The organism is Colwellia sp. SU-HH00943 (genome assembly GCF_057546125.1).
In genome coordinates this window covers 223,101-235,961 of record NZ_BAAJLW010000004.1, presented here as the reverse complement: position 1 = coordinate 235,961, position 12,861 = coordinate 223,101, and the positions used below count along the sequence as shown (strand labels likewise).

The 12,861-nt window shown below is 36.5% G+C and carries 10 protein-coding genes; 7 read left to right on the top strand and 3 right to left on the bottom strand.

Annotated elements, in window-relative coordinates:
- The first annotated feature begins 365 nt into the window (after positions 1-365).
- On the top strand, positions 366-704 hold the full coding sequence (locus AC27GZ_RS12685; RefSeq protein ID WP_487095560.1) for a P-II family nitrogen regulator: 339 nt from the start codon (positions 366-368) through the stop codon (positions 702-704).
- A 12-nt stretch (positions 705-716) separates the two neighbouring features.
- Positions 717-1,997: an ammonium transporter gene (locus AC27GZ_RS12680; protein ID WP_487095558.1), complete on the top strand. Its 1,281-nt coding sequence runs from the start codon at positions 717-719 to the stop codon at positions 1,995-1,997.
- A 96-nt stretch (positions 1,998-2,093) separates the two neighbouring features.
- Here the strand turns inward: AC27GZ_RS12680 and AC27GZ_RS12675 are convergent, their stop codons facing one another.
- Positions 2,094-2,873: a peptidylprolyl isomerase gene (locus AC27GZ_RS12675; RefSeq protein WP_487095556.1), complete on the bottom strand. Its 780-nt coding sequence runs from the start codon at positions 2,871-2,873 to the stop codon at positions 2,094-2,096.
- 143 nt (positions 2,874-3,016) lie between these two features.
- The gene (locus tag AC27GZ_RS12670; protein WP_487095555.1) at positions 3,017-3,901 is read right to left on the bottom strand and encodes a glucosaminidase domain-containing protein; all 885 of its coding nucleotides are present in this window, start codon (positions 3,899-3,901) and stop codon (positions 3,017-3,019) included.
- Positions 3,902-4,051: 150 nt separating this feature from the next.
- On the opposite strand from AC27GZ_RS12670, the gene AC27GZ_RS12665 reads away from it, so the two are divergent.
- From AC27GZ_RS12665 to AC27GZ_RS12655, 3 genes are all read left to right on the top strand, one after another.
- Positions 4,052-6,886, top strand: a complete 2,835-nt coding sequence (locus AC27GZ_RS12665) for a response regulator (RefSeq protein ID WP_487095553.1) — start codon at positions 4,052-4,054, stop codon at positions 6,884-6,886.
- A 130-nt stretch (positions 6,887-7,016) separates the two neighbouring features.
- Complete coding sequence (locus AC27GZ_RS12660) at positions 7,017-7,730, top strand: 2OG-Fe(II) oxygenase (protein WP_487095551.1); 714 nt, start codon at positions 7,017-7,019, stop codon at positions 7,728-7,730.
- Positions 7,731-7,809: 79 nt separating this feature from the next.
- On the top strand, positions 7,810-8,745 hold the full coding sequence (locus AC27GZ_RS12655; protein WP_487095550.1) for a Dyp-type peroxidase: 936 nt from the start codon (positions 7,810-7,812) through the stop codon (positions 8,743-8,745).
- 31 nt (positions 8,746-8,776) lie between these two features.
- Here AC27GZ_RS12655 and AC27GZ_RS12650 read toward each other — a convergent pair whose 3' ends face one another.
- Positions 8,777-9,739, bottom strand: coding sequence for a hypothetical protein (locus AC27GZ_RS12650; RefSeq protein ID WP_487095549.1), 963 nt, complete (start codon positions 9,737-9,739; stop codon positions 8,777-8,779).
- A 278-nt stretch (positions 9,740-10,017) separates the two neighbouring features.
- Between AC27GZ_RS12650 and AC27GZ_RS12645 the strand changes: the two genes are divergently transcribed.
- Positions 10,018-11,814 carry an acyl-CoA dehydrogenase C-terminal domain-containing protein gene (locus tag AC27GZ_RS12645; RefSeq protein ID WP_487095548.1) on the top strand — a complete coding sequence of 599 codons (1,797 nt, stop codon included), beginning with the start codon at positions 10,018-10,020 and terminating at the stop codon, positions 11,812-11,814.
- Positions 11,815-12,380: 566 nt separating this feature from the next.
- The gene (gene mraZ, locus AC27GZ_RS12640; RefSeq protein WP_487095547.1) at positions 12,381-12,839 is read left to right on the top strand and encodes a division/cell wall cluster transcriptional repressor MraZ; all 459 of its coding nucleotides are present in this window, start codon (positions 12,381-12,383) and stop codon (positions 12,837-12,839) included.
- Positions 12,840-12,861 lie beyond the last annotated feature (22 nt).

Sequence of the window (12,861 nt, the reverse complement as noted above, 5' to 3'; positions counted from 1 at the left end):
TGCAAATAAGTTTGAGACGTATACCTGAAATTTATAGGCAGCTATAAGTCCCTGCACCTGACGATAGTCTTGCTTATGTCATTTTTATTACCAGATAAGTCAAAGAGTTCCTGAATGATCAATTATTTAATTTAAGTGGTTTTAATCACTTATATTATTTTTATGGTTTGTATATGTTGCTCTGTTTAACGTATGCACCAAATAAAACCGTATTGCTATTTGGATGTGTTATTTTGGTGCAATATTGAGTTGTTATTATATATTTTGTTTCTCAACTTGTTGAAAAATATGATTTAAATATCTTGGCATATGAATTGTAATATAAGCTATGTTTTTTAAATATAACTATAAAGTAGAGGTTCATAATGAAAATAGTTAACGCAATCATTAAACCATTCAAGCTTGATGATGTTCGTGAAGCCATTTCAGATATTGGTGTTGAAGGTATCACCGTAAGCGAAGTGAAGGGGTTTGGCCGTCAAAAAGGTCACACAGAATTATACCGTGGTGCAGAGTATCAGGTAGATTTTTTACCGAAAGTGAAGTTAGAAATTGCTGTAAACGACGATATTGTTGAACGTCTAGTCGAGACTATTACTAAAGCTGCTTACACAGGCAAAATTGGTGACGGTAAGATTTTTGTTTATAACCTTGAACAAGCAGTACGTATTCGTACTAGCGAATCAGATTCAGAAGCACTATAAGGGATAGACACTATGGAACAAAATATTTTTCAACTTCAATATGCAATAGATACTTTCTATTTTCTTGTTTGTGGCGCATTAGTAATGTGGATGGCTGCTGGCTTCTCAATGTTAGAAGCAGGTCTTGTTCGTGCTAAGAATACTACAGAAATTTTAACAAAGAATGTCGCGTTATATGCTATCGCTTGTATCATGTACTTAGTGATTGGTTATGACATTATGTATGGTGGCGGCGTATTCTTAAATGGTATTGCTTTAGATGGTGCAGCTGATGCTGATGCCTTAACTGCTACAGTATTAGCTGAATCTGCTGAAGCTGGTTTTGGTGGTGATGCAGTATATGCAAACGCTTCTGACTTCTTCTTCCAAGTAGTATTCGTAGCAACTGCTATGTCAATTGTTTCAGGTGCGGTTGCTGAGCGTATGAAACTTTGGGCTTTCTTAGCTTTCACAGTAGTATTAACTGGTTTTATCTACCCTATGGAAGGTGCTTGGACTTGGAACGGTGATTCTGTATTCGGCCTTTATACACTAGGCGACCTTGGTTTCTCTGATTTTGCTGGTTCAGGTATTGTTCACATGGCTGGTGCTTCTGCCGCTTTAGCTGGTGTGTTATTACTTGGTGCTCGTAAAGGTAAATATACTAAAGACGGTAAAGTAAACGCGATTCCTGGTGCTAACTTACCATTAGCAACGTTAGGTACATTCATTTTATGGATGGGTTGGTTTGGTTTTAACGGTGGTTCTGTATTGAAGCTTGGTGATATCAACAGCGCAAACTCAGTTGCTATGGTATTTTTGAACACTAACGCTGCTGCTGCCGCTGGTGCAATTGCCGCATTAGTATTCGCTAAAATCTTATTCAAGAAAGCTGATTTAACCATGACATTAAATGGTGCATTAGCAGGTCTTGTTGCTATTACTGCTGAGCCTTCTACACCTTCTCCAATTCAAGCAACTATTTTTGGTGCTATTGCGGGTGTAATCGTTGTGCTTTCAATCTTAGCTTTAGATAAAGTAAAAATTGATGACCCAGTAGGTGCTATTTCAGTACATGGTGTTGTTGGTTTATTTGGTCTACTAATTGTTCCAATTACAAACTCTGGTTCAACGTTTAGTGGTCAATTAATCGGTGCTGCAACAATCTTTGTTTGGGTATTCTGTACTAGTTTTGTAGTATGGTATGCGCTGAAGAAAGTTATTGGTATTCGTGTTAGTGCTGAAGAAGAATATGAAGGTGTTGATAAAGCTGACTGTGGTATGGAAGCTTACCCTGAGTTCACAAGAGGTTAATAGTTATTAAACTAATAACACCAAGTTAACTTGGTTACACCATAAAAAAAAGCTGCTTAGGCAGCTTTTTTTATGGCTTTTTTTTACTTAAAATTATTATTTGCTAATGATTGGCTTTCGTATTGAAAGCAGTAATAAAGCTAAAGCTGAAAGCCAGAAAAAGGTACCGCCGCTGCTTTTAGTTTCAGGCTCTGGCTCTGGTTCAGTGGGTGTTGAGTCAATTAAAGTATTTTCTGCAGGATTTAAATCTGCATCTGTTACTTCAGATGAATCGATAATGGTTATTGCTTCAATCACAACAAAGTTTTCTATGCTAGGTGAGCTAATATCACTACACTGCTGACCAGCATCCATAAGAATTGGTAGATCACTGAATTGGCTTGTGCTACATAATGTTAGCTCTGCTATTGATTCTAAAACATCCATACCCTCAACAACTTGGCCAAAAACAGTGAAGCCACCATTTTGAACATCTAAATTACTCGAATTATCGACAAGATTAAAAAACCATTGGTTAGTGGCACTGTTAGGTTGATTAGCTAGTTTTGCCATCGCAATAGTGCCAGCAACATTAGAGTAAACAGGCTCATTAATGACTGAGGTATTTGCTACTTTAGCGGTTAGCGGAAGTTCCCCTTCAAAAGTAAACCCACCGCCTTGGATAATAAAGTCAGGTACAACACGGTGGATAACGGTATCTGTATAGTGTGCTTCACCCACATAATTAAGGAAATTCTCGACGGTTTTAGGCGTTGTTTGATCGAATAAGTTAACTTGAATGTTACCTTGGTTGGTTTGAAACTCAACAATAGTGGCGTTAGCAACGTTTGTAACAGTGAATAAAAGTAGAATAGAGCAAAGGGTTTTATTTAGCATTATTTATGACACCTGTTTAAAATGATGCGGCATCATAAATTGCTTAAGTGACTAATTCAACAATGATAGTGAGGAATTACTAAACAGTAACAATTTAATGAAGTTGTGTTAACTTTACGGTTATTGTGTAAAAAGGGTTAAGGTTACTCTGGGGTAATTAACTTAATAAGAATATCATCAGACAAATAAGCTTTGTCTACATCTTGTAATTTATTATAACGAATCATAGAGCGTAACCCATCGATATAGGCTTGGCCTCGTTCAGAGTATTTTCCTAACGTTCCTGCTAATTCTATTCCAGTGATATCTTTATTTTCTTTACGTAGTTTAGCGCGTAATGCACGTAATTCTTTATAGGCTGAGGTAATGTTAATATTTAGCATGTAGCCTTCAACGGAAGCCAGTGGGCTGTCAAATCTAGCCAATCCATAATTACCTAGTTCTTTGCGTTGTTGTTTAGGTATCATGCCATTGCCTGAAAAATCCCATTGTCCAAAAAATGCATTACCTTCTTCAGTAAAACGAGACGTTGCCCATCCACTTTCTTCAGCGGCTTGAGCCAAAGCAAGAGAAGGCGGCATAATATCAACTTGTGATAATAAGGCTTCTCTTTGAGCTTGAGATATTGCAGAAACCCCCTGTTTTATTTGTTTGTATTTAATCGCAATGGCTATCAGTTCAGGTGAATCTAATGCGTAAGACTGAATGATTTCTCGTTCTTTTAAAATATTTTCATTAGACATTAACACTAAGGGAGCCATTAAACGGAAAAACACCTGCTTTTTTTGTTGTACGGGGATATTGCTTGATGTTTTTTTCCAGCGTTCACTTACCGCGCTAAAAGTGAGTCGAGGAACTTCTCTGTTTCCTGATTGCCAATCTTTGCTGGTGTAATGATGTTTACTAAAAAGCGCCATTAGCTCATCAAGTGAATTAATCTCAACATTTACATAATCCTTGGCGATGCAAGTATTAATAGAAAAAACGCCAAGTATGAAGACCTTAATGAATAGTATTATTTTAGTCATGATATCCTTTTCGTATTTGTAGAATATTTGTTCTTTTTAGTGTTATTAGATGGTATAAATTACTACCTTACTTTTGCCTTGAAAATTTAGCAAAGGTTAATTGTTATTTATCTTAGGCTCATCATTATCTAAGTGTCATTAAGGTCGAATATGCCTCACTTATTGCTATTGTTGTTATTGTTATCTGTAGAGTTAATGGCTCAGTCAGATGATTTTGCACAACAAATTTCCAAGCTTGAGCAGCAGCAAGATAAAACCAAAGTAGTTGAACAATTATCCCAATTACTTAATCAACCGTTAACCCACGCACAAAAAATTGAGGCATTGCTTCTACAGAGTAAAAGCTACTTAGGGTTAAATAACTTTACCCAAGCGATCAACAGTAGTGAACAAGCAAGCGCCATTGCTGAGCAGGCGAATTTACGTCCTTTGCAAGCGAAGGTAAATAAATTACAAGGCATTATTGCCTATTATCAAGGTCGATATAAAGACGCGATAGTATTTTATCGACAATCGCTTAATTATTATCAAGGATTGACTGACAAGTTGGAAACTGCCGAGCAAGGTGAAGCGGCCATTAATCAGGCTAATTTGTTAAACAATATCGCGTTAGTTCAAACCTCGCAGGGAAATTCATTTGAAGCACTAAAAAGTTATCAACAAGCAGAGCCTCTTTATCAACGTTATGGTGACGAGATAGACAAAACGGATGTTAGGTACAATATAGCGACCTTGTATATTAGTATACGCCGAACTGATCTGGCTATATCGATGCTTAAAGAGGTGATTGAGAAGCGTAAAGGTTTAAATGATGATTATGGCGTAGCTACGGCAACTGCAGATTTAGGAGTAGCTTACAAATATGCAGGTAATTATGAACAAGCAAAACAATATAACCTTTCTGCCTTACATTATTTTCAACAGCATAATCATCAATATGATATCGCGTCTCAATTACATAATATTGCTGAAATTTATTATGAATCAGCGCAAATAGATAAAGCGTTAATTTATGCCAATCAAGCGGTTAAAGTCAGTAAAGAGGTCAGTAATCAAAGAGCGTTAGCGGGCAGTTATCATACTTTAGCTAAAACATTATTTTACCAAGGCGAAGTTGAGGGCGCGTTAGATTATCTTTCTCAATCGAATACGGTTGCCGAAAAAATGGATTATCAAAAGCTGCTTAATGAGAGCTCAGAAATCCAAATGTTAATTTACGCAGCGAAAGGGCAACATGTTCAAGCAATGAATCTACATTTGTTTAATCAGAACAAGCGTTTGCAACAAGTAAATGAAACCTTGAATGAGCAATTGGCTCGCTTTGAATCGGACCAATTAACACAAAAAATTGCCAGCCTAGAGCAAAACAGAAAGTTACAGCAATTAGAAATTATTAAAGCGGAACAACAACGTACTTTTATTATTTTCGTCGTAATTTTTATTTTAATTGTTATTTTTCTCGTTTATCGACGCTTTTTAGAAAGTCAGTTAACAAAAAACTTAGAAGCTGGTGTTAAACAACGTACAGAAGCCTTAGAGTTTTTAACACAAGAATTACAACAAGCTAATCAAATTAAAAGTCAATTTCTGGCCAATATGAGTCATGAGATTAGAACGCCCCTAACGGCAGTGATCGGGCAGGCAGAAGCCATTATACATGGTGACTTTGATCATGAGTCTCTGACAAAAGAAGTGGAAATTATTCACAGTAATAGTTTGCATTTATTGCAATTAATTAATGATATTTTAGATATTAGTAAAATAGAAGCTGATAAATTTGAATTAGAGTTACGGCAACAAGATTTGCATGTTGTGATTCACGAATTAGCCGATATGTTCACTAAACAAGCTGGTAGAAAAAACCTAGCTTTTACGGTGAGCCATCAACTATCCACACCATTTATTATTAATATTGATGGTTTGCGCCTGAAACAAATTTTAATTAATTTGTGCTCTAACGCGATAAAATTCACCAAAGAAGGTTGGGTCAGTCTAGATGTTTCTATTGTTGATAAAGTGCTGTTTTTTACCATAACCGATACAGGTATTGGTATGACAAAAGAACAAATGGAGAAGATATTTGATAGCTTTACGCAAGCAGATAATAGTATTAGTAGGCGCTTTTCTGGCTCGGGCTTAGGTTTGTTCCTTTCACAGCAATTAGCGCATGTTATGTCTGGAGACATTAGTGTATCTAGTCAGTTAGGTCAGGGTAGTACCTTTATATTAAAGCTTCCATATGGTGATGTCTTTAATTCAGACAGTACGCAAGATGAAGCACTGTCTGACGTTTTAATCACTCAAGAAACAAGTTTTGTAGGCAAAATTTTACTTGCAGACGATCATGATGATAATCGTCGACTGATTGCACGATTATTATCAAGTTTAGGGCTAGAGGTTATCGAAGCTAGAAATGGCAAAGAAGCTGTTGAGCAATGTATGCAACATCAACCAAGCTTAACGTTATTAGATATTCAAATGCCTGAAATGGATGGTATAGAAGCGCTAGGAAAAATCAGAGAGTTTGGTTGTACGCAACCTATTTATGCTTTGACCGCCAATGCTATGGCACACGAAATAAGACAGTATTTATCATTTGGTTTTGATGGCCACTTAAAGAAACCGATTGAAAGGGATAAATTTGTTGCCATAATTGCTAAGCATTATCCAAGCATAAGCCAGTCAGAGCAGCAAATGCAAGCAGGGTTCTCGGATGTAGATATTACCGATTTGAAAGAGAAGTTTAGGTATAACCTGATCAATGACAGTGAAGCAATTCTTACTTACAGTGAACAAGCTGATTTCGCTAACCTGGCTAACGTAGTTCATAAGTTATCAGGTGCTGCGCAAATGTTTGGTTATACTGAGCTATCGCAAATTGCTCAAGAACTAGATACAGCTATTAAAAAGCAACAAAGTGAACATATTGCTGATTTAAGCCACTGTTTATTGGATGAGATAAAGTTAGTTTCAATTCAGCGTTAATACTGCTTAATTTTTAACAATGTTGTAAACCATTCAGGCTAGGTGTGCAGATGGTGGTCGATTCATTTATTAGATTTTTGTATCATCTTTTTATTAAAAAATTTTTAACGTTTAATTATTAGAGCTCGTTATGCATAACATTACCATTAACCCAAACTTGAAACCCAAAGAGCTTAATAAGATTTATCAAGAGAAAGGTAGATTACAAGTTCATAACTTTTTTACGCCAGAAACGGCAAAGTATTTATCGAACTTGCTACTTGAAAATAAAAATTGGAACTTAGCGTACAATAATGGCAATAACTTCTATGAGAGCCCTATAAGCGAATTAGAAAAATTAAGCGCTGAACAAAAGCAAAATTTTATGAAACAAATATTTGCTAATGCAAGTAATCAATTTCAATATGTTTTTTTTCAATATTATATTTCTCAAGCTATTAAGTTAAAAGAAGATATTGGACACCCTTTGCACCAAGTAGAAAAGTTTGTAAATAGTAATTATTACTTAGACTTTATGCGAGAATTAACTGGTGATTTGTCAATAAAAAGCGCAGACAGTTATGCTTCGATGTATGAAAAAGAGCACTTCTTAACTGAGCATGATGATCTTCACACTAAGCATGATCGCGTAGCAGCATGTGTGTTTAGTTTCACTGACCGATGGGATAAAAACTGGGGAGGTCATTTAGCCTTCTTTGATGATAATGGCAATATAGAGCAAGCTTTTATTCCAACTTTTAACACCTTGAATATTCTATCGATACCCCAAAATCATGCGGTTCAGCAAGTAACTTCATTTGCGGCAGAAAAACGTTATAGTTTATTAAGCTGGTTACACCGATAGTGTTAAAAAAAATGAGAGATTTTTATCAACAATAAGTATAATCTCATTATTAAAAAGACAAACTTTATAGGAATTTGAAGTGGCTAGAGAACAATTTGGTATTTGCGCTGAGCCTAATATACACGGCAGTTATTTATTATTTAACGCCTTAGATGACAAAAATGCATTTATACGTACAGCGATATCTCGCTTACCGGCATTATTTGAAGATTATGCTGACCAATTTTCTGAAGCAAATTTAACCGCCGTTATTGCGATAGGTGCTAATTATTGGGATGAGTTTTATCCGCAAGCACGTCCCAAATATTTATCACCATTTCCAAGTATGGACAGTGATGATCGTATCGCACCAGCAACGAGTAATGACTTGTATATTGAAATACGCAGCGATCGCGCTGATGTTAATCACATTGTTAGCTCTAAAGTCTGTCAATTACTTGCCGACAGTGTTGAATTGATAGAGCACATACAAGCATTCCGCTTTTTAGATGGCAGAGATCTAACTGGTTTTGTTGACGGTACAGAAAACCCTCAAGGTATGCACCGACGTGAAGTGGCATTAGTGAAAGAAGAAGATGATGCGAGTTTTTCGGGGGGAAGTTACTTACATACCCAGCGTTATCAACATAACTTAACACTATGGAATACTTTACAAAGTAAAGAACAAGAAGATGTTTACGGCCGAACTAAGCTTGATAATATCGAATACGAAAGTGATGACAAACCGTTAACAGCACATACTAAGCGTACAAGCTTAAAAGATGATGACGGCAACTCCATTGAAATTCTCAGACAGAGCATGCCTTATGGTGATATGAAGCGCCAAGGTCTATTTTTTGTCTCCTACTGTTATTCTCCTAAACCTTTTGAAACCATGTTGAAAAGCATGATTCATGGAGATGGACATGGCAATGTAGACCACTTACTTAAATATACTCAGGCAGAAACCGGCGCCGCATTTTTTGCGCCAAGCTTAGACTTTCTCACAGAGCTTAGCGAAGACGAATCTCATTAGGATTACTAGCTTTAATAGCTTTAGGATAAGTTTATTCGGTTGGTAATTCGATAGAGCCATCAGAGTGGTATTCTTCAATGACATAACGTCCTTGATTAATCGCTAACTCTGATTCTGGCGCCACACTGCCCAGTGGATAGACTGCTGGTCCTGTAGGCTCTGCTAGCACGTATTGTATCCCTTGGTAGTCAACAGTAATATCATCAGGGTTTGCAGGGATAGCAATACCAATAAAAGCATGTTGATCAATATAAACCATTGCCATTTCAATGCGTGGCATCAATGCACGCAGTAAAGTGGCTGTTAATGTCATTTTACTGTCACAGTCCCCTTGGTTTTCCCATAACAACTTTGCTGGAGGATTAAACCCCGCACCCGATGAGCTTATTCGTGACTCTAATGTTGAGTAAGGAATGCTTTGAACAAAACCAAGGACAAAGTTAGTTACTTCCCTAATATTTTGAATAGAAAACTTTTTAAGAATGATTGCTTTTAGCGATTTAAAGTCAGCAACAGAGTGATTGGCAACATCAACATGGTTAACTTTTACACCCGTTTGATTATCATGATCCGTAAATGTTTGGTAATAGTTTTTCTTGAAGTATTTCGCTGTTTCTTGCCGCTCTAATACTTTTACGGCTTGATAGGCTTTCGAGACTTTTTCATCATCTAGCCCTTTTACTTCTATTATCATGTTTCCTTGGCGCTGTTTAATAAAAGCTTGTGCTCCATCCAAGGGGTGTTTCACTAATTGTTTCTTGATTGACCGTAAAATTGATTTTTGTGCAAATTCACTTTTATAACTTTTCAACATTCTAAAGCGTTCAAAAAGTGCAGCCTTAGATAAAGTGAAACTTATATGTTGGGGTCTGTTTTTATAATCGAGCCACTGGTAATTAAATGTATGCTCTGTTTCTTGAGCTTGCTTTGAAAAGCTGACTTGTTTAGCGTGCACTGAAGCAATACAAAATAAACAAGTTAAAAATACAACCATTATTCTTTTCACAGCAGATACTCGCAAATTTTCTATACTTTACCTAGTTAGAACTAATATAGCTGATTTTTAAACAGTTATTAGCGAATGTTTATATAACACTAACGCAATCTATGACTGAACGGCAAGTTTTGCACTTTTTTAATTTTCACGTGCTTTACTTTTTCTGCTTTTAAGGTATATTCAAACAAGTGTTTTAATTGTTTGTTCGAATTATTTGTTCGTGACTGTTTGCAGCTAAGTGCTATCACTTAGCTTTAAATTATTAAGGGGTTATTGTGGCTGAATATAAAGTTCCATTAAAAGATATGAGTTTTTTACTTCATGAAGTATTTAAAGCCGATGAAATGTGGCAACAATTACCTTCTCTTGCTGAGCAAGTTGATAAAGATACTGCACAAGCTATTTTGCAAGAATGTGCCAAAATCGCAGAACAAGAGCTCGACCCTATTGCACGCCAAGGTGATGAAATAGGGGTAAGTTTTAATGACGGAGTGGTTACTACAGCACCCGGTTATAAAGAAGCCTTTAATACTTATGTTGAAGGAGGGTGGACAGCACTTGGCGGTGATGTTGAATATGGCGGCATGGGTATGCCAAAAATGCTCACCGCGATGCATGAAGAAATGCTTTGTAGTGCTGACATTTCATTTGCTTTATATCCGGTTTTAACCGCGGGAGCTGCGTTATCTTTAGCTAAGCATGGTAGTGAATCATTAAAACAGCGCTATCTGACTCGAATGTATTCTGGCGAATGGTCTGCCTCAATGTGTTTAACCGAAGCGCATTCCGGCTCCGATCTCGGCATTATTCGTACCAAAGCAATACCACAAGATGATGGTAGTTATAGCATTACCGGTAATAAAATTTTTATTACTGGTGGCGAGCATGATCTCACAGAAAATATCATTCATTTAGTGCTGGCAAAGCTTCCTGATGCGCCTGCAGGACCACGAGGAATTTCACTATTCTTAGTGCCTAAGTTTCACGTCAATGAAGATGAAAGTATTGGTGAGCGAAACCAAGTGAGTTGTGGCTCTATTGAACATAAAATGGGTATTCATGCATCAGCGACTTGTGTCATGAACTTCGATGGCGCGAAAGGTTATTTAATTGGAGAGCTAAATAAAGGCCTAGCTTGTATGTTCACTATGATGAATTTTGAACGTATTGGTGTCGGTATTCAAGGGCTAGGCGCTGCAGTACGCTCATACCAAAATGCACTTGAATATGCCAAAGATAGAATGCAAGGCAGAGCATTAACAGGGGCAAAATCACCTGATCAAGTAGCAGATTCTATTATGGTACATGGCGATGTTCGCCGTATGTTATTAAATATGAAGGCGTTGAATGAAGGCTCTAGAGCCTTGTCGTCCTACATTGCTATGCAGCTAGATTATGCTACCTACGCAGAAGGGGAACTCCAAGCGAAAGGTGAAGCACTAGCAGCATTAATGACACCTGTTGCCAAAGCATTTTTTACCGATTTAGGTTTTGAAAGTACTGTCGCAGGTCAGCAAGTTTTTGGGGGACATGGTTTTATTCGTGAATGGGGACAAGAGCAATTAGTAAGAGATGCCAGAATCACTCAAATCTACGAAGGAACGAATGGTATTCAAGCCATGGATTTATTAATGCGAAAAATAGCAGGATCTAAAGGGCAGTTATTTAAAGTGTTTTACGAAGAAGTAAACACTTACATCAGCGAGAATAAGTCCGATAACAATATGGCTGAATTCATTACGCCATTAAAAGAGGCGCTTAAGGATTTAACCGATTTAACAGATGATTTATTAAGTAAATCACAAACAAATATCAATGAGCTTGGCGCATCAGCTAATGATTATTTACATGTATTTGGTTATACCGCAATGGCCTATGTTTGGTCGAGAATGGCGCAAGTATCTTATTCAGGTTTGGCTAATAACGGTGAAAGTGGCACTGATTTTTATCAAGCTAAATTACACACCGCACGCTATTATTTTACCCGTTTATTACCGCGTCGGATTTCATTAATAGCCAGTGCTAATTCAGGTTGTGATTGTTTGTTTGATATAGATGATGAGCTCTTTTAGTTTAACTTTATAAGCCACACAAGTGTTGTGTGGCTTATTTTTGAGCTAATAAATACTCTATTAGCTTTGCTTTTTATTCTTAGCTATTAACGGTTTTCAGCTTAATAAACAATATCCGTTAGTAATTAGCATCATCATTTAGTTGCGCTAAACATAGTGCTAAAAATAGTTTATATTGATGTTACCATTAAGCTGGTTGATTTAAGTTAAAATAGAAATCTACTTATAGTGTTGTGGCTTTGATTAACCACTTTACTCCCCTAAATACTTTCAATAACATTTTTTTTGATAATTTTTTTGCCATATTTTCACCTCTTTTGGGGTGTATGATCCACAAAAGTCCACAATTTCATTAACTTCCTTAAAAAACTTATGTAGCCCTTAATTTTACTGGTGTTTTGACCAGTGTATATATCGATCTTTTTACCGATTATTTGCTTGACATAAGTTTGCATTAGTCACTAAACTGTATCAATGTGGTAAAAAGTGGGTAATTGTGGATCATTGCACATTACTTAATTTAAATAATGATAATTTTGTAAACCAATTAGGGTTGATTTAACGACATGTTTAGAGGCGCTAGCGCAATCACGCTTGACAGCAAAAATAGAATCACAATACCAACCCGGTATCGTGAAGAGCTGTTTGCTGATTGCCAAGGGAAAATGATTTGCACAGTTGATATTCAACATGCGTGTCTATTGTTGTATCCCTTGCCTGAGTGGGAAGAAATAGAACTTAAACTATGTAATTTATCTAGCATGAACCCTCAAGAACGTTTGTTACAGCAAGTATTGTTGGGTAACGCAACAGAATGTGACATGGATAAAAATGGTCGTTTACTGATAAACGGTCCGTTAAGAGAACATGCCAATTTAGAAAAATCCATCATGTTGGTAGGCCAACTGAAAAAATTTGAAATTTGGAGCGAATCGGCATGGAAAGCTCAAATGCAGCAAGGCATTAATAAGATTCAATCAGGCGAAATTGAATTGACAGATCGATTATTAGATTTATCTCTATAAATATAAATAAAGTACTGAAAAT

What these genes read in the sequence shown, in the direction of transcription:
- AC27GZ_RS12685 (WP_487095560.1), top strand. Translation starts at nt 366, where the DNA reads ATGAAAATAGTTAACGCAATCATTAAACCATTCAAGCTTGATGATGTT.
- AC27GZ_RS12680 (WP_487095558.1), top strand. Translation starts at nt 717, where the DNA reads ATGGAACAAAATATTTTTCAACTTCAATATGCAATAGATACTTTCTAT.
- AC27GZ_RS12675 (WP_487095556.1), bottom strand. Translation starts at nt 2,873, where the DNA reads ATGCTAAATAAAACCCTTTGCTCTATTCTACTTTTATTCACTGTTACA.
- AC27GZ_RS12670 (WP_487095555.1), bottom strand. Translation starts at nt 3,901, where the DNA reads ATGACTAAAATAATACTATTCATTAAGGTCTTCATACTTGGCGTTTTT.
- AC27GZ_RS12665 (WP_487095553.1), top strand. Translation starts at nt 4,052, where the DNA reads ATGCCTCACTTATTGCTATTGTTGTTATTGTTATCTGTAGAGTTAATG.
- AC27GZ_RS12660 (WP_487095551.1), top strand. Translation starts at nt 7,017, where the DNA reads ATGCATAACATTACCATTAACCCAAACTTGAAACCCAAAGAGCTTAAT.
- AC27GZ_RS12650 (WP_487095549.1), bottom strand. Translation starts at nt 9,739, where the DNA reads ATGGTTGTATTTTTAACTTGTTTATTTTGTATTGCTTCAGTGCACGCT.
- mraZ (WP_487095547.1), top strand. Translation starts at nt 12,381, where the DNA reads ATGTTTAGAGGCGCTAGCGCAATCACGCTTGACAGCAAAAATAGAATC.